The sequence below is a fragment of the Xanthomonas sp. NCPPB 1128 genome, from assembly GCF_001043115.1.
GTDB lineage: Bacteria > Pseudomonadota > Gammaproteobacteria > Xanthomonadales > Xanthomonadaceae > Xanthomonas_A.
Genome location: NZ_LFME01000027.1, coordinates 54,031 through 74,331, shown reverse-complemented (window position 1 = coordinate 74,331; position 20,301 = coordinate 54,031). Strand labels below are relative to the sequence as shown.

Annotated in this window: 19 protein-coding genes and 1 riboswitch; of the genes, 10 read left to right on the top strand and 9 right to left on the bottom strand. The window is 69.0% G+C overall.

Going from position 1 to position 20,301, the window contains the following annotated elements:
* Positions 1-163: 163 nt before the first annotated feature.
* A complete protein-coding gene (gene fabB, locus ACP93_RS15870) occupies positions 164-1,372 on the bottom strand; it encodes a beta-ketoacyl-ACP synthase I (protein ID WP_048491640.1) in 1,209 nt (402 codons plus the stop codon).
* Positions 1,372-1,887 carry a 3-hydroxyacyl-[acyl-carrier-protein] dehydratase FabA gene (fabA, locus tag ACP93_RS15865; protein ID WP_048491639.1) on the bottom strand — a complete coding sequence of 172 codons (516 nt, stop codon included), beginning with the start codon at positions 1,885-1,887 and terminating at the stop codon, positions 1,372-1,374. The genes fabB and fabA overlap by 1 nt, the downstream gene beginning before the upstream one ends.
* A 200-nt stretch (positions 1,888-2,087) precedes the next feature.
* Between fabA and dinB the strand changes: the two genes are divergently transcribed.
* The gene (gene dinB, locus ACP93_RS15860; RefSeq protein ID WP_204243706.1) at positions 2,088-3,158 is read left to right on the top strand and encodes a DNA polymerase IV; all 1,071 of its coding nucleotides are present in this window, start codon (positions 2,088-2,090) and stop codon (positions 3,156-3,158) included.
* A 669-nt stretch (positions 3,159-3,827) separates the two neighbouring features.
* Entirely contained in the window at positions 3,828-4,481 is a 654-nt protein-coding gene (gene gph, locus ACP93_RS15855) for a phosphoglycolate phosphatase (RefSeq protein WP_048491637.1), read from the top strand.
* 488 nt (positions 4,482-4,969) lie between these two features.
* Here gph and btuB read toward each other — a convergent pair whose 3' ends face one another.
* From btuB to ACP93_RS15840, 3 genes are all read right to left on the bottom strand, one after another.
* Entirely contained in the window at positions 4,970-6,841 is a 1,872-nt protein-coding gene (gene btuB / locus ACP93_RS15850; protein ID WP_048491636.1) for a TonB-dependent vitamin B12 receptor, read from the bottom strand.
* Positions 6,842-6,954: 113 nt separating this feature from the next.
* A riboswitch (cobalamin riboswitch) is annotated at positions 6,955-7,172 on the bottom strand.
* A gap of 25 nt (positions 7,173-7,197) precedes the next feature.
* On the bottom strand, positions 7,198-7,626 hold the full coding sequence (locus tag ACP93_RS15845) for a TfoX/Sxy family protein (protein ID WP_048491635.1): 429 nt from the start codon (positions 7,624-7,626) through the stop codon (positions 7,198-7,200).
* A complete protein-coding gene (locus tag ACP93_RS15840) occupies positions 7,623-8,105 on the bottom strand; it encodes a GAF domain-containing protein (RefSeq protein WP_048491634.1) in 483 nt (160 codons plus the stop codon). The genes ACP93_RS15845 and ACP93_RS15840 overlap by 4 nt, the downstream gene beginning before the upstream one ends.
* A gap of 116 nt (positions 8,106-8,221) precedes the next feature.
* Between ACP93_RS15840 and bioD the strand changes: the two genes are divergently transcribed.
* Positions 8,222-8,911 (top strand): dethiobiotin synthase, encoded by a 690-nt coding sequence (bioD, locus tag ACP93_RS15835; RefSeq protein ID WP_048491633.1) that lies wholly within the window; start codon positions 8,222-8,224, stop codon positions 8,909-8,911.
* Between the two features lie 414 nt (positions 8,912-9,325).
* Here the strand turns inward: bioD and ACP93_RS15830 are convergent, their stop codons facing one another.
* The 3 genes from ACP93_RS15830 to ACP93_RS15820 form a co-directional block, all read right to left on the bottom strand.
* Positions 9,326-9,703 carry a phasin family protein gene (locus tag ACP93_RS15830; RefSeq protein WP_048491642.1) on the bottom strand — a complete coding sequence of 126 codons (378 nt, stop codon included), beginning with the start codon at positions 9,701-9,703 and terminating at the stop codon, positions 9,326-9,328.
* A 277-nt stretch (positions 9,704-9,980) separates the two neighbouring features.
* Positions 9,981-10,340, bottom strand: coding sequence for a 6-carboxytetrahydropterin synthase QueD (gene queD / locus ACP93_RS15825; protein ID WP_048491632.1), 360 nt, complete (start codon positions 10,338-10,340; stop codon positions 9,981-9,983).
* A 177-nt stretch (positions 10,341-10,517) separates the two neighbouring features.
* A complete protein-coding gene (locus ACP93_RS15820) occupies positions 10,518-11,885 on the bottom strand; it encodes a DEAD/DEAH box helicase (RefSeq protein ID WP_048491631.1) in 1,368 nt (455 codons plus the stop codon).
* A 346-nt stretch (positions 11,886-12,231) separates the two neighbouring features.
* Here ACP93_RS15820 and ACP93_RS15815 point away from each other — a divergent pair, with 346 nt between their 5' ends.
* Together ACP93_RS15815 and maiA are read left to right on the top strand one after the other, a co-directional pair.
* Positions 12,232-13,221: a fumarylacetoacetate hydrolase family protein gene (locus tag ACP93_RS15815; protein ID WP_017908490.1), complete on the top strand. Its 990-nt coding sequence runs from the start codon at positions 12,232-12,234 to the stop codon at positions 13,219-13,221.
* 89 nt (positions 13,222-13,310) lie between these two features.
* The gene (gene maiA, locus ACP93_RS15810) at positions 13,311-13,967 is read left to right on the top strand and encodes a maleylacetoacetate isomerase (RefSeq protein WP_048491630.1); all 657 of its coding nucleotides are present in this window, start codon (positions 13,311-13,313) and stop codon (positions 13,965-13,967) included.
* A 399-nt stretch (positions 13,968-14,366) separates the two neighbouring features.
* Here maiA and ACP93_RS15805 read toward each other — a convergent pair whose 3' ends face one another.
* Positions 14,367-15,506 (bottom strand): PilT/PilU family type 4a pilus ATPase, encoded by a 1,140-nt coding sequence (locus ACP93_RS15805; protein WP_048491629.1) that lies wholly within the window; start codon positions 15,504-15,506, stop codon positions 14,367-14,369.
* A 99-nt stretch (positions 15,507-15,605) separates the two neighbouring features.
* Here ACP93_RS15805 and ACP93_RS15800 point away from each other — a divergent pair, with 99 nt between their 5' ends.
* From ACP93_RS15800 to ACP93_RS15780, 5 genes are all read left to right on the top strand, one after another.
* The gene (locus tag ACP93_RS15800) at positions 15,606-15,998 is read left to right on the top strand and encodes a DUF4398 domain-containing protein (protein WP_048491628.1); all 393 of its coding nucleotides are present in this window, start codon (positions 15,606-15,608) and stop codon (positions 15,996-15,998) included.
* A 17-nt stretch (positions 15,999-16,015) separates the two neighbouring features.
* Positions 16,016-16,888 (top strand): OmpA family protein, encoded by an 873-nt coding sequence (locus ACP93_RS15795; protein WP_048491627.1) that lies wholly within the window; start codon positions 16,016-16,018, stop codon positions 16,886-16,888.
* 334 nt (positions 16,889-17,222) lie between these two features.
* A complete protein-coding gene (locus ACP93_RS15790) occupies positions 17,223-17,441 on the top strand; it encodes an HP1242/YdcH family protein (RefSeq protein WP_010340228.1) in 219 nt (72 codons plus the stop codon).
* 189 nt (positions 17,442-17,630) lie between these two features.
* Positions 17,631-19,001 carry a pyridoxal-phosphate dependent enzyme gene (locus ACP93_RS15785; RefSeq protein ID WP_048491626.1) on the top strand — a complete coding sequence of 457 codons (1,371 nt, stop codon included), beginning with the start codon at positions 17,631-17,633 and terminating at the stop codon, positions 18,999-19,001.
* An 84-nt stretch (positions 19,002-19,085) separates the two neighbouring features.
* Complete coding sequence (locus ACP93_RS15780) at positions 19,086-20,285, top strand: cystathionine gamma-synthase (RefSeq protein ID WP_048491625.1); 1,200 nt, start codon at positions 19,086-19,088, stop codon at positions 20,283-20,285.
* The last annotated feature ends 16 nt before the right edge of the window (positions 20,286-20,301 follow it).

The window sequence follows — 20,301 nt, the reverse complement described above, 5'->3', positions numbered from 1 at the left end:
CCTCCACCGCCTCCAACCACACCGCCACCACCTCCGCCTTCAGCGCCAGCATCCAAGCCGGACGCGCACAAGGACGACAACGCCGGGCGTCGCGACGTCCGGCAACTGGAGCGTTGACGCGCGGTACGCTGCCGTGGCCGGCAGCGTGCGCGTGTGGCCAGGCTCAGGCCTTGGCGAACACCAGCGCGGCGTTGGTGCCGCCGAAGCCGAAGCTGTTGGACATCACCGTGCGCAACGTCGCGTCGCGGCTCTCGCGCACGATCGGGAAACCCTCGGCGCGCGGATCCAGCGTGTCGATGTTGGCCGAGCCGGCGATGAAGCCGTCGCGCAGCATCAGCAGGCAGTAGATCGCCTCGTGCACGCTGGCCGCGCCCAGCGAATGCCCGGACAGCGCCTTGGTCGAGGACAGCGGCGGCACCCCATCGCCGAACACCGCGCGCACCGCGTCCAGCTCGGTGACGTCGCCCAGCGGCGTCGAGGTGCCATGGGTGTTGAGGTAGTCGATCGGCGCGTCCACGCCCTGCAGCGCCATGCGCATGCAGCGCACCGCGCCCTCGCCGGACGGCGCGACCATGTCGGCGCCGTCGGAGGTCACGCCATAGCCGACCAGTTCGGCGTGGATGCGCGCGCCGCGCGCCAGCGCATGGTCGTAGTCCTCCAACACCAGCATGCCGCCGCCGCCGGCGATGACAAAACCGTCGCGCGCGGCATCGTAGGGCCGTGACGCCACCGCCGGCGTGTCGTTGAAGCCGGTGGACAGCGCGCCCATCGCGTCGAACATCAGGCTCATGGTCCAATCCAGTTCTTCGCCGCCGCCGGCGAACATCACGTCCTGTTGGCCGTGGCGGATCAGGTCCGCCGCCGCGCCGATGCAGTGCGCCGAGGTCGCGCAGGCCGCCGACAACGAATAGCTGACGCCCTTGATCTTGAACGCGGTGGCCAGGCTGGCCGACACCGCCGAACACATCGTGCGCGGCACCATGTACGGGCCGACCTTGCGCACGCCGCGGTTGCGCAGCAGGTCCGCCGCTTCCACCTGCCAATGGCTGGAGCCGCCGCCGGAGCCGGCGATCAGGCCGATCCGCGGGTCGCTGATCGCCGCCTCGTCCAGGCCGGCATCGGCCAGCGCGTCGCGCAGCGCCAGGTAGGCGTAGGCCGAGGCATCGCCCATGAAGCGCTTGAGCTTGCGGTCGATCGCCGCATCCAGGTCCAGTTGCACATCGCCGCCGATCTGGCTGCGCAGGCCGGCGTCGACCGCCTGCGGATTGTGGCGGATGCCGGCGCGGCCTTCGCGCAAGGCGCGCGACACGCTGTCCAGATCGTTGCCCAGGCACGAGGTGATGCCCATTCCGGTAATGACCACGCGCCGCATCAGAATGCCTCCGTCGAAGTGAACAGGCCCACGCGCATGTCCTTGGCGGTATAGATCTCGCGCCCGTCCACCGACATGCGGCCATCGGCCACCGCCATCACCAGCTTGCGGTTGATGACCCGGCTGACGTCGATCTCGTAGACCACCTGTTTGGCGCTGGGCAGCACCTGCCCAGTGAACTTCACTTCGCCCACGCCCAATGCGCGGCCGCGGCCGGGCGCGCCCAGCCAGGTCAGGAAGAAGCCGGTCAGCTGCCACATCGCATCCAGGCCCAGGCAGCCGGGCATCACCGGGTCGCCGATGAAGTGGCAGCCGAAGAACCACAGGTCCGGGCGGATATCCAGTTCGGCGCGGATCACGCCCTTGCCGTGCGCGCCGCCGGTCTCGTCGATGGCGACGATGCGGTCGAACATCAGCATCGGGTCGTTGGGCAGGCGCCCGGCGTTGGCGCCGAACAACTCGCCGCGTGCGCTGGCGAGCAATTGCTCGCGCGAATAGGAGGACAGACGACTCATGAGCGGAACATTCCCAGGCGAGACAGTCGAGGCGCGCAAGAGTGCATGAGCTGCGCGCGTTCAATCAAACGTTTTATCCGTACGCACGCGTAGTGTCGGCACCGGCGGTGCTGCGTGCACTGCGCCGGATCAAGGCGCGCATTCTCAGTCCGTGCGCAGCGCGGGGCTTATCATGCGCACACCGTTCGCAGGCGTAGGGTATGGGGTCGATGCGCAAGATCATTCACGTCGACATGGATGCGTTCTACGCGTCCGTGGAGCAGCGTGACGATCCGGCGCTGCGCGGCAAGCCGGTGGTGGTGGCCTGGCGCGGCATGCGCTCGGTGGTGTGCGCCGCCTCCTACGAGGCACGCGTGTTCGGGGTGCGCTCGGCGATGCCGGCGCTGCGCGCCGAGCGGCTGTGTCCGGACGCGATCTTCGTGCCGCCGGATTTCGCCCGCTACAAGGCGGTGTCGCGGCAGGTGCGCGAGATCTTCCAGCGCCACACCGACCTGATCGAACCGTTGTCGCTGGACGAAGCCTACCTGGACGTCACCGCGCCCAAGGGCGAGCTGCGCACCGCCACCGAGATCGCCCAGACCATCCGCGCGCAGATCCGCGAGGAAACCGCGCTGACCGCCTCGGCCGGGATCGCGCCGAACAAGTTCCTGGCCAAGATCGCCTCGGATTGGCGCAAGCCCGACGGCCAGTTCGTGATCCGCCCGCATCGCGTGGAGGCGTTCCTGACCCCCTTGCCGGTGAACAAGGTGCCCGGCGTGGGCAAGGTGATGGAAGGCAAGCTGGCGGAACTGGGCATCGTCACCGTCGGCGACCTGCGCGCACGCAGCGAGGCCGAACTGGAAGCGCGCTTCGGCAGTTTCGGCCTGCGCCTGTACCAACGCGCGCGCGGCATCGACGAGCGCCCGGTGGAATCGGACCAGCCGGTGCAATCGATCTCCTCCGAGGACACCTTCGCCGAGGACCTGGCGCTGGAGGCCCTGGAGCCGGCGATCCGGCAACTGGCCGAAAAGACCTGGAACGCCACCCGCCGCACCGAACGCATCGCGCGCACCGTGGTGTTGAAGCTGAAGACCGCGCAGTTCCGCATCCTCACCCGCAGCTTCACCCCGGAGCAGCCGCCGGATTCGCTGCAGGCCTTGATCGACATCGCCCTGGCGTTGCGCGAGCGCGTGGACCTGCCAACGTCCACCCGCTACCGCCTGGTCGGTGTGGGCCTGTCCGGCTTTCACGAGCGTGAGCCGGGGCAGGCGCAGGGGCGCTTGTTCGGGTGAGGTGGTGGCGTTGCCTTGGATTCTGTCTTCCTGGCTGATTGGATGGGAACGTGTGCCACGGGAGACTGTCGTACCATCTATCGCCGCGCCCTGAGCGGTGCGTGGATTGAAACACGTGGGGTGACGGTGCGGCGACGGCGGGTCTGTGTCGCGCCTCGCGAGTGCGTGGATTGAAACCCTCCGATCTTCACTGGTGCGGTGCCGTTCTCGCCGGTCGTACCCTTCAACGGCGCGTGTGTTGAAACAACCATGGTGTGTGCGTGCAGGCCGAGAACCTGGCCGTCGCTCCCACGTCGGGACTGAAGTCCCTCCCGCAGGGGCATGCTGCTCGGGTTGCACCAGCGACTTCATCCTCTGGCATGCGGATCGACCTTGTCGCGTCCTCACGGACGCGTGGAGTGAAACATGCGCGGAGATCGCCAACGGGTGATGTTCTCGGGTGTCGTGCGCACGAACGCACGGATCGAGCGGTTGACTCGGGCCGGGATGGATCGCGCGAGCGTGGTTCGCGCTCTCGGTCGCCGTTGCAGCGCTGCCTCAGCGGGCGTGCCGTGGTCGCAATCGCGTGCCAGCGAAGGCAGGGCACGCGCCGCGCGCGCGCGCGTGTCGCAACCGCGTCCGATCTTGCGCCACCTACAATGCGCACTTGTTCCCCTGTGTTGGCACGACATGACATTTCCGTATGCATTGGTGGTGTTCGACCTGGACGGCACCCTGGTCGATAGCGGCGCCGACATCGCCGAGGCGCTGAACCGCACGCAGGCCGACTTCGGCCTGCCGCGCGTGCCGGAAGCGACCGTGCTCGGCTGGATCGGTGAGGGCGTGCGCAAGCTGGTCGAGATCGCCTGGCGGCATGCCGGTGACGCCACGCCGCTCGAGACGGTCATGCCGACCTTCATGCGCCACTACGCCGAATGCCTGCTTCGCAGTCCGCGGTTGTATCCCGGCGCGACCGAGGCGCTGACGCAGTTGCATGCGGATGGGGCGACGCTGGCGCTGTGCACCAACAAGCCGTCGGCGATGGTGCCGCCGCTGCTGCGTCATCTTGGCGTGGCCGATCTGTTTTCTGCGGTGCTGGGCGGCGACAGCCTGCCCGAGCGCAAGCCCAGCCCGGCGCCGCTGCTGCACCTGGCGCAGCAGTTCGCGCAATCGCCGGCGCGCTGTCTGATGGTTGGCGATTCGGGAACCGACCTCCAGGCCGGCCACGCCGCCGGCATGCCGGTGGCGCTGGTGCGCTACGGCTATCCGCGCGATCTGGATCTGGCCACGGCCGACGTGGTGTTGCTGATGGACGATTTGCGCGAGCTGCTGCAACTGCGCTGAGGCGATGGCTGCGCAGCGTCCCGGCGCAGCGCGAAGATCCAGCGTATCGTAGGAGCGGCTTCAGCCGCGACGGGCTTTCCCGGGAACGCCCGTCGCGGCTGACGCCATTCCTGCAGCCGATGACGCAGTACGCCCCTCTCCCCCCGGAAGAGGGGTTGGGGTGAGGGTCCGGGCGCGTAGTGCGCGCCGAACTGTCAGGTCTGTGCCGCGATGCATGAGCACGAGGGCGGGTGTTTGCGTTCGGCAGCCAGCGGCCCGTATCGCGGGCGACCAACTGCGCGATGCATCGCGCATGCGCGCGCTCGAAAATGCACGCATCTACATCCGGCGTGTTCGCACATACCGCCGCCTTTCGTAGGAGCGGCTTCAGCCGCGACGGGCTTCCCCGGGAAAGCCCGTCGCGGCTGAAGCCGCTCCTACGAAAAGATGCGCGCATTGCCTTGGCTGTGCCCCGCGCCACGCCCGCCGGCGCAGCGCGGGACACCGGCTCAGCGCGCTGCCGGCGCGTAGCGCAGGGTCAGCGCGTATTCGCGGCCCGGCTGGTTGTACCAGTTCACCGTCTGGTAGTCGCGATCGAACACGTTGCTGGCCTTTGCCTGCAGCGTCCAGTCCGGAGTGAACGCGTACTCCGCGCGCAGGTCGACGGTGCCGTAGCCGGCCAGGCGCACGCGGTTGGCCGCGTCGTCGAAGCGGTGGCCGCTGCCGAAGACGGTGACGCCGAGCTTGACCGGGCCGATGCCGCGGTCCACGTCCAGGCGTGCGGTGTTCTGCGCGCGGCGCGCCAGCCAGTTGTCGCGGTTGCCACTGTCGCTGCGGTTGCGCGGATCGGTGTGGCTCAGCTGCGCCGACAGTTCCCAGCCGGCCAGCAGTGCATAGCCGGTCAGTTCGGCGCCGCGGATCCGCGCCTCGTCCACGTTGACCGGCAGGAAACTGATCGCGTCGTAGGAGATCAGGTCCTTGACCCGGGTCTCGTAGGCGTTGAAGGTCCAGTTCCAGCTGTCGGCGTACTGCGCAATGCCGAGGTTGCCGCTCTTGGAGCGCTCCGGCTTCAGTTCCGGATTGCCGGCGAACGGGTAATACAGGTCGTTGAAGGTCGGTGCCTTGAAGCCGGTGCCGACGCTGGCGGTGAGCTTGAGGCCATGCGCCAGTGCCAGGCCCCAACCGAGGCTGCCGGTGGTGTGTTCGCCGAACTGTTCGTTGTCGTCGCTGCGCACGCTCGCCTGCACCTGCTGCGCGCCGAAGCGGCCCTGGTACTCGGCGAACACGCCGGTGTTGTCGCGGCTGTCGACGTCGAAGGCGGTGGTGCTGGCGACGTGCTCGCGCTGCCAGTCGCTGCCCACGCTGAGCAGGTGGCCTTCGGCCAGAGTGATGTCGCCCTGCAGCGCGGCGGTGTCGCGGCGGCTATCGAAGGTGCTGACGAAGCTGCGGGTGCGCGCGCCCGGCGCACGGTAGTAGCTGTCGGCGTCGTCGACGTTGCGGCCCAGTTGCGCGGCCAGGTGCAGGCGATCGGACGGGGTCCAGTCGAGCTTGCCGCTGAACACCTGCTGGGTGTTGTCGGCCTCGTTGCCGGCGAACAGCGCGTCGCCGTCGTATTCGTTGCGGCTGTCGATGTTCAGCGCCTGGCCTTCGACGCGCAGCGTGTCGGTCAACGCGTAGCCGCCGCGCGCGCTCAGCGAGACGTTGCGGTAGCCGTCGCGGTCGGGCTGGTCGACGAAGCAGCCGGCGAACAGCGTGGCCGAGCCGTTGCAGGCATTGATGCCGTCGGTCTTCTGGTAGCCGCCCTGCACGGCCAGCCAGCCGCGCTCGCCGCGGTTGCTGAAGCCGGCGCCGGCCTCGCGCAGTCCGTGGCTGCCGCCGCCCAGGCTCAGGTTCTGCTGGAAGCCCTGGCCGCCGCGGCGGGTGAAGATCTGGATGACGCCGCCGATCGCGTCGGAGCCGTACAGGCTCGAACGCGGCCCGCGCACGATCTCGATGCGTTCGATCTGGCTCAGCGGCAGGTCCTGGAACGCGGCCAGGCCGGCGCTGGCCGAGCCGATGCGCACGCCGTCCACCAGCACCAGCACGTGGTCCGATTCGCTGCCGCGCAGGTTCAGCGTGGTCAGCTTGCCCAGGCCGCCCTGGTTGGAAATGCCGATGCCGGCGCGGCCCTGCAGCAGCTGCGCCAGCGAGGTGGCCTGGCTGCGCTCGATCTCGGCACGGTCGATGACCTGCGCCGGGACCACGCTGTCCTCCACCGAGATCTGGGTGCGGGTGGCGGTGACCAGGACCTGGTCGAGGTCGGTGGCGGCGTCGGCGGCGTGGGCCAGCGCGGGCAGGGACAGGGCGGTCGCGATCGCGACCGAAAGCAGGCGGGACGACATGGGTGGCAACTCCGGCGCGCGGCTGCGCGCTGTGACGGCAAGGGAGTCGCGAACGGAAGGTGCAAGCGGACGGCGCCGGACGCGGCGCGGCACGCCGCGACGCCCTCCGCATCGCAACCAGTGAACTGCAAGGCCGGTCTCCGGGCTGGCGATCAGGGAGGCGGACCTCCCGGCTGCGACGCCTTCCCATGCCCAGGCACAGTGGCGCAGGTCGTCAGCGCGGATCGCTTACCGTTGCGGGGGCAGCGCCGGCCTTGTCGCAAGACGCACCGGCTTCCCGTTTCAACCCGCTGGCCGGAGCCGGCGGGTCACCTTGAAGCGGCGCGATTGTACGCGATCGCCGCTGCCCGCGCGGCTCAGTCGGCGTGCGCGCCGTGGCCGTCGTCGTCGCCGTGGTGGTCGCCCACCGGTGTGTCGTGCGTGTCGGGCGCGTAGGCGCCGCCGGCGTCATCGTCGTCACGCGTGTCGTCGCGGTCGAAATGCGTCGTCGCCACCGGCCCGGCGGCCTGCAGGCCGCGCTGCGCCGGCAGCGCCGCCGTCGCGGTCTCCAGCTCGCCCAGCAACTGCGCGCGCCGCGCCTCGGACAGTTCCTGCCAGTGGCAGCCGCTGAGCGCGCCTTCCAGCGAGTACAGCAGGTTGAGGCTGGGCTTGAAGCCGGCGCGCTTGACCTTGACGAAGGCGCCGACCGCGCCGGCCGCCTCCAGGTCCTGCTGCGTGCGCACGCCGACCTGGCGCAGCCAGGCCGCGCTCTTGGGGCCGATGTTGCGCAGCTTGGTCGTGCTCATTGCAGGCTGTCGACGAAGACCTGGGCGATCGCTTCCAGGCCGTGCTGGTCGTCGGCGTCGAAGCGGGCCAGGTCGGGGCTGTCCAGGTCGAACACGCCCACCAGCGCGCCGTCGCGTAGCAGCGGCACCACCAGTTCCGAGCGCGAGGCCGCATCGCAGGCAATGTGCCCGGGGAACGCCTCCACGTCGTCGATGCGCTGGGTCTGGCCGCTGCTGGCGGCCGCGCCACAGACGCCCTTGTGCAGCGGAATGCGCACGCAGGCGGGCAGGCCCTGGAACGGCCCCACCACCAGTTCCTTGCCGTCGTAGAGATAGAACCCGACCCAGTTCAGCCGCGGCAGCGCGTGGTACACCAGCGCCGCCAGGTTGGCGGCATTGGCGATGCGGTCGGGCTCCCCCGCGACCAGGGCGCGGGCCTGGTCGAGCAACTGGGCGTACTGTTCCGGCTTGCTGCCGGTGAGCGAGGACGAGGCGAACATCGCGCGAGTCTAGCAGCGCGCTGCGTCCGCCGGCACCGCGGCGGCTGACGCGCCTGGCGCACCCGGCTATCCTGCGCGCCGCCGCGCGTCCCGCCGGCCAACCGACAGGGTTTCGCATGGCTGTTCCCGCCTTCTACGTCACCGGCACCGATACCGGCATCGGCAAGACCATCGCCAGCACCGCGCTGCTGCATGCCTTGCGCGCGCGCGGCCAGCGCGCGGTGGGCATGAAGCCGGTGGCCAGCGGCTGCACGCGCGAGGCTGAGGGCTGGCGCAACGAGGACGCGCTGGCGCTGCAGGAGGCCAGTGCACCGCGCCCGCGCTATGACGATCTCAATCCGTATGCGCTGCCGCTGCCGCTGGCGCCGGAACTGGCCGCCGCCGATGCCGGTGTGCAACTGGACCTGGCACCGATCGTGGCTGCCTTCGCGCGCCTGCGCGCGCAGGCCGACGTGGTGGTGGTGGAAGGCGTGGGCGGCTGGGCGGCGCCGCTGTCGGCGACGCTGGATCAGGCCGATCTGGCGCGCGCGCTGGGGCTGCCGGTGGTGCTGGTGGTCGGCTTGCGCCTGGGTTGCCTCAACCACGCACGGCTCAGCGCCGCGGCGATCGCCGCCGATGGCCTGCAGTGCATCGGCTGGATCGGCAACGAGATCGACCCGGCGATGGAGCGCATCGACGACAACATGGCGATGCTGCGCGCGCGGTTGCCGATGCCGTGCTGGGGACGCCTGCCGCACCGGCCGCAACCGCAGGCCGCGCAGTTGGCGGCGGAACTGCAGCCGTGGGCGGGCATGTCTCCCGGCTGAGATGCTGCCGAGCGCGCGCCGCGCTGCCGACGTTTGTGGGAGGGACTTCAGTCCCGACGCATCTTTGCTGAGGGGTCGGGGCTGAAGCCCCTCCCACAAAAGCAAGACGTCCCGGCACTGCGAGATGGGCTGATCCCGACTGCCCGGTTCCACGCTCGGAGCACGCGCATGGATAAGCCTGATAGAAGAAGGAGATCTCTCGGTTTCTGCGGAAGCATCGAGGCTGAAGCCTCTCCCACAAGGAACGCCGGAACGCGCGAAATCGGCAAATCCCGAATCCCAACTCCCGAATCCCGCCCACAAAAAAGGCCCGGTAGAGGGAGGGATCTACCGGGCCTGGGGTTGCACGGGGGGAGGGACCCATGCAGACCGAGGGTGCGTCGGGCGGCGGACCGCAGCGACGTCGAAACGGTGTTACTTGGCGGCGGGCTTCGCCTTCGGCGTGGCCTGTTCGGTCGCCGCTTCGAACTGGTGCTTGGCGAGCTGGCCGATGGCCTCGGAAGCCTTCAGGCCCAGGCCGAACACTTCCTGGTTGGCCGTGGCCAGACGCTCGAAGTTGTCGCGGGCGATCTGCAGGCCCTTCGGCCACAGCGCCTGCACGGTGCCCAGGTCGCGCGCCTCGGTCAGCTCACCGAGGAAACCGGTGGTGGCCGACACGTTCTTCTCGAAGGTCTTCAACTGCACGCCGAACACGCTCTCGGCGCTTTCCAGCGCCAGGCGATTGGCACGCGCCGCGGTGGCGGCGAACTGCTGGGTGTAGCTGCTGAACTGATCGTTGAATTGAGCGGACATCATGCAACTCCGTTGGAATGCCGACTGCTGTTGCAGTGCAACATACGCCCATTCTGCTGCGATGCAACAAAATTTTCTGAAGCCGCTCAGGATTCGTTCAAACTGCTTTTCGGATCAATGGTGTGGCGTACTTCTTCCGGCACCCGTCGGGCGCCTCTGCGTCACTGGCAAGCGCCAATGCGCGCTACGTCGCACAGGCGGGTCGGCCTCGCAAGCCCCTCAGTCGTCGCTGCGTCGCCCTTGCGATTCCCGAATCCCCATTCCCGACTCCCAGCCTTCATCCCGGCCCGCGATGCCGGCAGCCGGAGGTGCAGGTCTCGTGCACCACCACTTCGCTCAGCAGCGGCAGCGCCGGCTTGAGTCGGTCCCAGATCCACATCGCCAGGCGCTCGCTGGTGGGGTTGTCCAACCCTTCGATGTCGTTGAGGTAGTGGTGGTCGAGCTGATCGTAGAGCGGGCGGAACGCCGCCTTGATGTCGCCGAAATCCATGACCCAGCCGCTCTCGGCGCCGGGTTCGCCGCTGACGTGCAACTCGATGCGGAACGAGTGCCCGTGCAGGCGCGCGCACTTGTGGCCGGGCGGCACGTTGGGCAGGCGGTGCGCGGCTTCGAGGGTGAAGACTTTGAAGATATCCATGAGAGGCATTGTACGGTCAGGGGTGGAGTGGCATGGCGCGGTACTGGACGCGCGCAACGACGGCGTTGCCGTCGTGCTGCAGGGCGTGCGACCCGCACGCGATGCCGGTGGTGCGGACAAAAAAAGCCGCCCCGAAGGGCGGCCTGGGTGCGTGCGGAGCGCGTGGCCGCGGATGGCTCAGCGCGGCGCGACGGGGCGGTTGCCGCCGCCGTTGCCGTGGCGGCGGCCCTGGCCCTGGCGGCGGGCACCGTCGGCGTGGCTGCCGCCGGGCTTCTTGCTGCCGGCGTGGGCGTGCGCCGGCGCATCGCCATGGCCGCGACGGGCGTGGCTGCCGCGACGCGGCGGACGCTGGCCGCCCGGACGCTCGTCCGGGGGGTTGTTGTTGCCCCAGCGGATCGGCGTGACCGGCTCGAAGCCCGGCACGTCGCGGATGTCCATCTCGCGCTTGAGCATGCGCGCGATCGCGCGCAGCAGCTTGGCCTCGTCCTGCGCCACCAGCGAGATCGCCTCGCCGGTCGAACCGTTGCGGCCGGTGCGGCCGATACGGTGCACGTAGTCCTCGGCGACCATCGGCAGGTCGTAGTTGATGACCTTCGGCAACTGGTCGATGTCGATGCCGCGCGCGGCGATGTCGGTGGCCACCAGCACGGTGATGCGGCCGGCCTTGAAGTCGCTCAGCGCGCGCAGGCGCTGGCCCTGGCTCTTGTTGCCGTGGATCGCCGCGGTCTTCAGCCCGGACTTGTCCAGGAACATGGTCAGCTTGTCGGCACCGTGCTTGGTGCGGGCGAACACCAGGGTCTGCTTGCGCGAGTCGGCGGCCAGCAGGTGCAGCAGCAGTTCGCGCTTGCGCGCACCGTCCACCGGATGCACGCGGTGGGTGATGGTGTCGGCCACGGTGTTGCTCGGGGTGGCCTGGATTTCCTGCGGGTCGTGCATGAACTCGCGGGCCAGCTGCTTGATGCCTTCCTCGAAGGTGGCCGAGAACAGCAGGGTCTGCCGGGTCTGCTTGGGCAGCTTGGCGAGGATGCGCTTGATCGACGGCAGGAAGCCCATGTCGAGCATGCGGTCGGCCTCGTCCAGCACCAGGATCTCGATGCCCGACAGGTCCACGCTGCGGCGCTCGAGGTGGTCGAGCAGGCGGCCCGGGCAGGCGATCAGCAGGTCCACGCCGCGGCGCAGCGCGTCGAGCTGGTTGCCCATGCCCACGCCGCCGTAGATGGTGGTGCTGGGAATGCGCAGGTACTTGCTGTAGCCGCGCAGGCTGTCGTGGACCTGGGTGGCCAGTTCGCGGGTCGGGGTCAGGATCAGCGCGCGCGGCTTGCGCGGGCCGGCGCCCACCGACTGCGGCGAGGTGCCCAGGTGCTGCAGCAGCGGCAGGCCGAACGCGGCGGTCTTGCCGGTGCCGGTCTGCGCGCCGGCCATCAGGTCATGGCCTTCCAGGGCGACGGGAATGGCCTGCGCCTGGATCGGGGTGGGGGTTTCGTAGCCCTGCTCGGCCAACGCGCGCAGCAGGAAGGGCGCAAGGCCCAGGGATTCGAACGACATGAGAATGCTCCGGATAACGCGCCGACGCCGGGACGGACCCGGCGCGCAGGCGCAAGTAGGTGAGGCTCGGAGCGTTCCCGTGAACCGCGCTGCGAGAGGGTGGATCAACCCGCAGCGCGAGGCTGGGGTTCGTCGGCACCACGAAAGGCGTCGGGCGGGGCGGGCGAGTCGGATCGTTGCGATCCTGGCCTCGCCGGCGGTCCCTGAGGGAAACGGACGGCCGCATGCAGACCGGCGCAGTGTACCTGAATTGGCGCGCTGCACAAAATGCGGGTCCGTTTCAGTTGAAACCAAGCCGCCGTCTGGCCGTACAATCGCCGGCTCAGCCCCCCAGCACTGGACGGACATGAAGCTAGGTTCCCTGAAGGAAGGCGGTCGCGACGGCACCCTGATCGTCGTGTCCCGCGACCTGACCCGCGCGGTGCGCGCCACCGGCATTGCACCGACCCTGCAGCGCGCGCTGGAGGACTGGAGCAATCTCGCCCCGCGCCTGAACGCGCTGTCCGAGTCGCTCAACGACGGCAGCGCCGATGGCCAGTTCGACCTGGACATGGCGGCGCTGGCCGCGCCGCTGCCGCGCGCCTACGAGTTCCTCGACGGCAGCGCCTACCTGCCGCACGTCGAGCGCGTGCGCCGCGCGCGCGGCGCCGAGGTGCCGGAGAGCTTCTACACCGACCCGCTGATGTACCAGGCGGTCAGCGCCGGTTTCTACGGCCCGCGCGATGCGGTCAAGGTAGTCAGCGAGGACTACGGCATCGATCTGGAAGCCGAGATCGTGGTGGTCACCGACGACGTGCCCATGGCGGTCAGCCCGGCGCAGGCCGCCGCGCACATCCAACTGATCGGCCTGGTCAACGACGTGTCGCTGCGTAACCTGATCCCGCCGGAACTGGCCAAGGGCTTCGGCTTCGTGCAGTCCAAGCCGCGCTCGGCGCTGTCGCCGGTGTTCGTCACCCCCGACGAACTGGGCGAGGCCTGGCAAGGCAACAAGGTGCACTTGCCGCTGCTGACCCACATCAACGGCGCCTGGTTCGGCGCGCCGGAAGCCGGCGAGGACATGCAGTTCGATTTCGCGCAGCTGGTCGCGCACGCGGCCAAGACCCGGCCACTGGCGGCCGGCGCGGTGGTCGGCTCGGGCACCATCGCCAACCAGGACACCACGCGCGGCGCCTCCTGCTTCGCCGAGCAGCGCACCGTGGAAACCCTGCGCGACGGCAAGCCGAGCACGCCGTACATGTCCTTCGGCGACGTGGTGCGGATCGAGATGCTGGACCGTGACGGAGTGAGCATCTTCGGCGCGATCGAGCAGCGCATCGAGCAGGCGCCGTTGCCCTGACCCGGCCGGCGGCGCTACCTGGGCGACCGGCGGCGCCGCGCCGCCGGTGTCCACCGGTATCGTTGTCGACTGCGCAGACGGAGGCGGGCATGGACGAGGCACTGCAGCTTTACACCTACTGGCGCTCCAGCGCCGCGTACCGGGTGCGCATCGGGCTGGAGCTCAAGCGCCTGGCCTACCAGTCGCTGCCGGTGCACCTGGTGCGCGACGGCGGGCAGCAGCATTCGCCGGAATATGCGCGGCTGAACCCGCAGGAGCTGGTGCCGACCCTGTGCCACGACGGTCAGCCGATCCGCCAGTCGCTGGCGATCCTGGAATACCTGGACGAACGCTGGCCGGAGCCGCCGCTGCTGCCGGACGCGCCGATCGACCGTGCCCGCGTGCGCGGCCTGGCGCAACTGATCGCCTGCGACGTCCACCCGCTCAACAACCTGCGCGTGGCGCAGTTCTTCGAGAGCGCCTGGAACGTGCCGCAGCCCGAGCGCGAGGAATGGATGCGGCACTGGATGCAGACCGGCTTCGATGCGCTGGAGCAGTTGCTCGCCGAGTCGCCGGATACCGGCAGTTTCTGCCATGGCGAGCAGCCGGGCCTGGCCGATTGCTGCCTGGTGCCGCAGCTGTACAACGCGCGCCGCTTCGGCGTGGACCTGCAGGTCTATCCGACCCTGGAGCGGATCGAGCGCGCCTGCCTGGCGTTGCCGGCGTTCGAGGCGGCGCGCCCGGAGAATCAGCCCGACGCTCAGTGAGCTGGGAATATCGTCGTAGGAGCGGCTTCAGCCGCGACCGGTGCGCCGGTGATGCCCGATCGGCCGAAGCTGCCGCCATCCCTGCCGCATCGGTGAGCATTAGGACGTGGGGGAACCTCAGTCCCGACTGCAGTTTTACGGACACTTCGGCCTCCACGCGTCGCGACTGAAGTCGCTCCCACACGCGCTTGCGGCGCACTCGCTGGGTGGACTGTGGGAGGAACTTCAGTCCCGACGCGGGGTGTGTGAAGTGGCGTTTGCCCTCGCAAGGGCGACCCTACGGCGACCGCCACTGGGCCTCCGGTTCGCCGTTACCGCCGTCGCTGTGGGACCAGTGCGACCAGCGTCTGCGAACGCCCGGTCGCGGCTGAAGCCGCTCCTACGACGAAGCGGGACGGCTCAGACGAAGCCGTGGGTGATGCGCGGCGCCGCGCTGGGGCCGCTGTCGTAGTCGGCGTAGGGGTCGTGCTCGCCGCTGCCGCCTTCGGAGAGGCGGAACTTCAGGGCCAGGCCGTCGCGCGAGTCGGCCGCGCGCAGCGCCTCCTCCTGCTCGATCTGGCCTTGCTTGACCATGCGGAACAGGCACTGGTCGAAGGTCTCCATGCCTTCCTCTAGCGATTCCTCCATGGCCTGCTTGATCTCGTGGACCTGGCCGCGGCGCAGCAGGTCGCGGATCATCGGGGTGTTCAGCAGCACTTCCGAGGCCGGCCGGCGGCGGCCGCTGCTGTCCTTGACCAGGCGCTGCGAAATCACCGCGCGCAGGTTCAGCGACAGGTTCATCAGCACGTTCTTGTGCGCGCTCTCGGGGAAGAAATTGAGGATGCGCTCGATGGTCTGGTCGGCGTTGTTGGAGTGCAGGGTGGCCAGGCACAGGTGCCCGGTCTCGGCGAAGGCGATCGCCGCCTCCATGGTCTCCGCGTCCAGGATCTCGCCGATCAGGATCACGTCCGGTGCCTCGCGCATCGCGTTCTTCAGCGCGTTGTGGAAGGCGTGGGTGTCCAGGCCGACCTCGCGCTGGTTGACGATGGACAGCTTGTGCTTGTGCAGGTACTCGATCGGATCCTCGATGGTGAGGATGTGGCCGGTGGTGGTGCTGTTGCGGTAGTCGATCATCGACGCCAGCGAGGTGGACTTGCCCGAGCCGGTCGAGCCGACCACCAGGACCAGCCCGCGCGGGGTCATGATCACGTCCTTGAGCACCTGCGGCAGGTGCAGTTCCTCGATGCTGGGGATCTTGCTGCGGATGGCGCGGATCACCATGCCGACCTCGCCGCGCTGCTTGAACACGTTGACGCGGAAGCGTCCGGCGTCCTGCAGGGCGATGGCCATGTTCAATTCCAGGTCCCGCTCGAACTGCGGCACCTGGCCTTCGTCCATCAGCGAATAGGCGATCTTCTTGACCATGCCCGGCGGCAGGCCGGTGGCGCCGAGCGGGTACAGCTTGCCTTCGATCTTGATATAGACCGGTGCTCCCGTGGTCAGGAACATGTCCGAGGCGTTCTTTTCGGTCATCAGCTTCAGGAAATAGCCGATATCCATGCGCAATGGTTCCCCAACGATCCGCAATCGCCCGTTGCAAGCGCGCCACAGGCTTCCGACAATGGCCGTGACCGACGTCTCCGTCCACGGCCCCCCTAGATGAAAACTAGCTTCGCACACTTCCGTTGTCAGCAGTATGTGATGGCCTGCGCATTGGCGTTGTTCGCCGCGCCGGCCGCGTTCGCCCAGGTGGCCTCGCCGGAGCTGCTGTCTGCCCAGCAGGCGGTGCAGCGTGCGATCCAGGCCGATGCCGACCAGTACGCGCCGGACCTGCTGGCCAGCGCTCGCCAGGGCCTGGAACAGGCGCAACAGGCCGCGCTCGACCGCCGCCAGCGCAAGACCGCGCCGCAGCTGGCGCTGCGCGTGGCCGCCGATGCCGACCTGGCGCGCGCCCGCAGCGAGGAGGCGGTGGCCAATGCGCAACTGAAGCAGCGCCAGGCCGAGGTGGCCCAGCTGCAACAGACCCTGGGCACCGGGGAGGGCCGTCCATGAGCCGCGCCCTGCACGCAATGCGCCGCCTGGCCCTGCTGGTGTTGCTGCTGGCGCCGTTGGGCGCGATCGCGGCCGACGACCCGGAACTGGCCGTGCTCAACCAACGCCTGGTGGCGCTGCAGGCCGATCCGCTCAATGCCGATGTCGCCGCTTACGAGCGCCTGCAGGCGCAGCAGGCGGTGGCCAACTTCGCCAACGCCAAGCGCAAGGAGCGCGACGAGGCGCGCTACCTGGCCGAGCGCCGGGTCGAGATCGCCGAGACCATGGCCCGCGCGGAAATCGCCCGGCGCCAGGTCGACCAGTTGGAAAAGACCCGCAGCGACCTGCTGATCGAGGCCAGCCGCCGCGAGGCCGCACGCGCCCGCCAGGAGGCCGAGCGCTTGCGCGTGCAGGCGCAGATCCAGGCCGAGGAGGCCGAGAGCCTGCGCCAGGCCGCCGAAGCCGAGCAGGCCGCGCGCGCGGACGCCGATGCGGCCCTGGCCAGCGTCGCCGGGCAGCAGACTGCCAAGCTCAGCGCCGCGCAGCAGAAGTCGGCCAAGCTGGCGCGCGAGGAGGCCGAGCTGGTCGCCGGTACCAAGCTGCCGGCCTCGCGTTTCGACACGCGTGGGGAGGTCTTCACCTTCTCCGGCGCGGCCTTCGGTGCCGGCAAGGCCGCGCTGTCGGGCGATGCCACCAACCAGACCAAGGCCCTGTCGCAGTACCTGCAGATCAGCAAGGGCAAGGTGCGGATCGAGGCCTACGACAGCGACGCCGGCGTGGCGCAGAAGCGCGCCGATGCCCTGCGCGCGGCCCTGGTCAGCGGTGGCGTGCCCGCCAACCGGGTGCAGGCGGTCGGCAAGAAGGGACCCTCGACCAAGGCTCGCTCGGCCGAAGTCGTGATCGCGCCTTGAGCGTGTCGTGCCCATTTGCGTCGGCGTTTAACGGGGTTTTTCCCTGGGCCTGAGCGCCGAGCAACTGAATGCGACAAAGCGGGCCTGCTTCTCTTGTCCGCGGCGGTGGGGAGGCGTAGGGTCGGTACTCCAGGTGGCACTCCCGCCGCCTGGTGCCAACGGAGGAGTCCGAGCCGATGACGCAGTGGCGCGCACCGCAGTCCGACGTCGCAGGAACCGTGGTTCCAGGCGGTGTGGCGGTGCAGCCGGCGGCTCGCGCGCTTCCGCTCCCAGGCAACGCCCCGTGCCGCAGCGGCCGGGGCGTTCTTGTTTCCAGCTGAAGGAGGCTATTCCTATGTTCGAAGGGCAACCGCAGACCGAAATCGACGCGTTGATCAAGTCCGATCCGGAGTTCAAGCAGCTCTACCAGCGCCACAAGACCTTGGACAAGAAGTGCATGGACGCCGAGCTCGGCGTGCTGCCGATCGACGATGTCACCCTGGCGCAGATGAAGCGCGAAAAGCTCGCCGCCAAGGAAAAACTGCTGCGCCTTTACGAGCAGAAGCCGCACTGACGTCCCGTTTCCCCTTGTCGCGGGCGGTGGCTGGCCTCCTCGTCGGCTTGCCACCGTCCGCGTCATCCCCTCCAGAAGCCGCGTTCGCGGCCTTTTTCGTCTGGGTCGGGCGCATTCTCTGACTTTCCACCCCCGAGCGCGGATAATGGCCGGTCCAGCCGCTGCCGCGGCGCGACGCATTCGGACCCGATGACCATTCATGCCTCCGTCCTCGACCTGATCGGCGACACCCCCATCGTCAAGGCCAGCAAGCTCGACACCGGGGTGTGCGAGCTGTACCTGAAGCTGGAGAGCGCCAATCCCGGCGGCTCGATCAAGGACCGCATCGGCCTGTCGATGATCGAGGCGGCCGAGCGCCGCGGTGATCTCAAGCCCGGCGCGGTGCTGGTCGAGGGCACCGCCGGCAACACCGGCATTGGCCTGGCCCTGGTCGCCCAGCAGAAGGGCTACAAGCTGATCCTGGTGGTCCCGGACAAGATGAGCCGGGAGAAGATCTTCAACCTCAAGGCGATGGGCGCCGAGGTGGTGCTGACCCGTTCCGACGTGGCCAAGGGCCATCCCGAGTACTACCAGGACCTGGCCGCGCGCATCGCCGCCGAGACCCCCGGCGCCTATTTCATCAACCAGTTCGGCAACCCGGACAACCCGGCCGCGCACGAGTTCGGCACCGGCCCGGAGATCCTGCGGCAGATGGATGGCCGGCTGGACGCGATCGTGTTCGGTTGCGGCAGCTCCGGCACCATGACCGGCCTGTCGCGTGCCTTCGCCGCCGCCTCGCCGCAGACCGAGCTGGTGCTGGCCGACCCGGTCGGCTCGATCCTGACCGAGTACATCGAGCAGGGGACGGTCAGCGAGAAGTCCGGCAGCTGGCTGGTGGAAGGCATCGGCGAGGACTTCCTGCCGGCGATCTCCGATTTCAGCCGAGTCAAGAAGGCCTATTCGATCAGCGACGCCGAGAGCTTCCACACCGCGCGCGAGCTGCTGGCCAAGGAGGGCATCCTCGGTGGTTCCTCCACCGGCACCCTGCTGGCGGCGGCGCTGAAGTACTGCCGCGAACAGACCGAGCCCAAGCGCGTGCTGGTGTTCGTCTGCGACACCGGCAACAAGTATCTGTCGAAGATGTACAACGACTACTGGATGCTGGACAACGGCTTCCTGGAGCGCCCGCAGCACGGCGACCTGCGCGACCTGATCCTGCGCCCCTACAGCCAGCGCGACACCGTGGTGGTCGGCCCCAAGGATCTGCTGACCACCGCCTATCAGCGCATGAAGCTGTACGACGTGTCGCAGCTGCCGGTGATGGAAGGCGACCAATTGGTCGGCATCGTCGACGAAAGCGACGTCTTGTTGCACGTGTACGGCGACGAAGCGCGGTTCCGCGACCCCGTGGCCACGGCCATGGTCAGCAAGCTCGACCGCCTGGACGTCAAATCGCCGATCGAGGCCCTGTTGCCGGTGTTCGACCGCGGCCAGGTCGCCATCGTGATGAACGAGGGCGCCTTCCTCGGCCTGATCACCCGCATCGACCTGCTCAACTACCTGCGCCGCCGGGTGCAGTAATCCCTGCGGTCGGCACGGCCCCGCGCTGCATGGGGCCGTTCAGACCGCGCTGCTAGAATCACGCCCCTTTTCCGGTAACCCCTCATGACGGACAACACGTCGAACCCCCATGGCGACGGCCCTGCGCTGGCGCTGGCGACCCTGGCCATCCATGGCGGACAGCACCCGGACCCGTCCACCGGCGCGGTGATGCCGCCGATCTACGCGACCTCCACCTACGCCCAGTCCAGCCCCGGCGAGCACCAGGGTTTCGAGTACTCGCGCACCCACAACCCGACCCGCTTCGCCTACGAGCGCTGTGTGGCGGCCCTGGAAGGTGGCAGCCGCGGCTTCGCCTTCGCCTCGGGCATGGCGGCGACGGCCACGGTGATCGAGCTGCTGGACAGCGGCAGCCACGTGATCGCCATGGACGACCTGTACGGCGGCAGCTACCGCCTGTTCGAGCGCGTGCGCAAGCGCACCGCCGCGCTGGAGTTCGGCTTCGTCGACCTGACCGACCCGGCCGCGTTCGAGGCCGCGATCCGCCCGACCACCAAGATGGTGTGGATCGAGACCCCGACCAATCCGATGCTGAAGATCGTCGATATCGCCGCCATCGCCGCGATCGCGCGCAAGCAGGGCCTGCTGGTGGTGGTCGACAATACCTTTGCCTCGCCCATGCTGCAGCGGCCGCTGGCGTTGGGCGCGGACATCGTGGTGCATTCGGCGACCAAGTACCTCAACGGCCACTCGGACATGGTCGGCGGCATGGCCGTGGTCGGCGACAACGCCGAACTGGCCGAACAACTGGCCTTCCTGCAGAACTCGGTGGGCGGCGTGCAGGGTCCGTTCGACAGCTTCCTGGCGCTGCGCGGCCTGAAGACCCTGCCGCTGCGCATGCGCGCGCACTGCGACAACGCCCTGGCGCTGGCGCAGTGGCTGCAGACGCACCCGGCGGTGGAGAAGGTGATCTACCCGGGCCTGTCCTCGCACCCGCAGCACGCCCTGGCCGGCCGGCAGATGGCAGGCTACGGCGGCATCGTCTCGATCGTGCTCAAGGGCGGCTTCGACGCGGCCAAGCGCTTCTGCGAACGCACCCGCCTGTTCACCCTGGCCGAATCCCTCGGCGGCGTCGAGAGCCTGGTCAACCACCCCGCGGTGATGACCCATGCCTCGGTGCCGGTCACGCGGCGCGAGCAGCTCGGCATCAGCGACGCGCTGGTGCGGCTGAGCGTGGGGGTGGAGGATGTGGGGGATTTGCGCCATGACCTCGAGCAGGCGCTTGCGCCCGTGTGCCACAACTGACCTGTTCCACGAGGCG

Bases quoted from the DNA above. Each gene is read 5' to 3' on its own strand.
- dinB (WP_204243706.1), top strand. From the start codon at position 2,088: ATGGGGTCGATGCGCAAGATCATTCACGTCGACATGGATGCGTTCTAC.
- ACP93_RS15790 (WP_010340228.1), top strand. From the start codon at position 17,223: ATGTTCGAAGGGCAACCGCAGACCGAAATCGACGCGTTGATCAAGTCC.
- ACP93_RS15820 (WP_048491631.1), bottom strand. From the start codon at position 11,885: ATGTCGTTCGAATCCCTGGGCCTTGCGCCCTTCCTGCTGCGCGCGTTG.
- ACP93_RS15815 (WP_017908490.1), top strand. From the start codon at position 12,232: ATGAAGCTAGGTTCCCTGAAGGAAGGCGGTCGCGACGGCACCCTGATC.
- fabB (WP_048491640.1), bottom strand. From the start codon at position 1,372: ATGCGGCGCGTGGTCATTACCGGAATGGGCATCACCTCGTGCCTGGGC.
- gph (WP_048491637.1), top strand. From the start codon at position 3,828: ATGACATTTCCGTATGCATTGGTGGTGTTCGACCTGGACGGCACCCTG.
- fabA (WP_048491639.1), bottom strand. From the start codon at position 1,887: ATGAGTCGTCTGTCCTCCTATTCGCGCGAGCAATTGCTCGCCAGCGCA.
- ACP93_RS15800 (WP_048491628.1), top strand. From the start codon at position 15,606: ATGAAAACTAGCTTCGCACACTTCCGTTGTCAGCAGTATGTGATGGCC.
- bioD (WP_048491633.1), top strand. From the start codon at position 8,222: ATGGCTGTTCCCGCCTTCTACGTCACCGGCACCGATACCGGCATCGGC.
- ACP93_RS15780 (WP_048491625.1), top strand. From the start codon at position 19,086: ATGACGGACAACACGTCGAACCCCCATGGCGACGGCCCTGCGCTGGCG.
- ACP93_RS15840 (WP_048491634.1), bottom strand. From the start codon at position 8,105: ATGTTCGCCTCGTCCTCGCTCACCGGCAGCAAGCCGGAACAGTACGCC.
- btuB (WP_048491636.1), bottom strand. From the start codon at position 6,841: ATGTCGTCCCGCCTGCTTTCGGTCGCGATCGCGACCGCCCTGTCCCTG.
- ACP93_RS15845 (WP_048491635.1), bottom strand. From the start codon at position 7,626: ATGAGCACGACCAAGCTGCGCAACATCGGCCCCAAGAGCGCGGCCTGG.
- maiA (WP_048491630.1), top strand. From the start codon at position 13,311: ATGGACGAGGCACTGCAGCTTTACACCTACTGGCGCTCCAGCGCCGCG.
- queD (WP_048491632.1), bottom strand. From the start codon at position 10,340: ATGGATATCTTCAAAGTCTTCACCCTCGAAGCCGCGCACCGCCTGCCC.
- ACP93_RS15805 (WP_048491629.1), bottom strand. From the start codon at position 15,506: ATGGATATCGGCTATTTCCTGAAGCTGATGACCGAAAAGAACGCCTCG.
- ACP93_RS15795 (WP_048491627.1), top strand. From the start codon at position 16,016: ATGCGCCGCCTGGCCCTGCTGGTGTTGCTGCTGGCGCCGTTGGGCGCG.
- ACP93_RS15785 (WP_048491626.1), top strand. From the start codon at position 17,631: ATGACCATTCATGCCTCCGTCCTCGACCTGATCGGCGACACCCCCATC.
- ACP93_RS15830 (WP_048491642.1), bottom strand. From the start codon at position 9,703: ATGTCCGCTCAATTCAACGATCAGTTCAGCAGCTACACCCAGCAGTTC.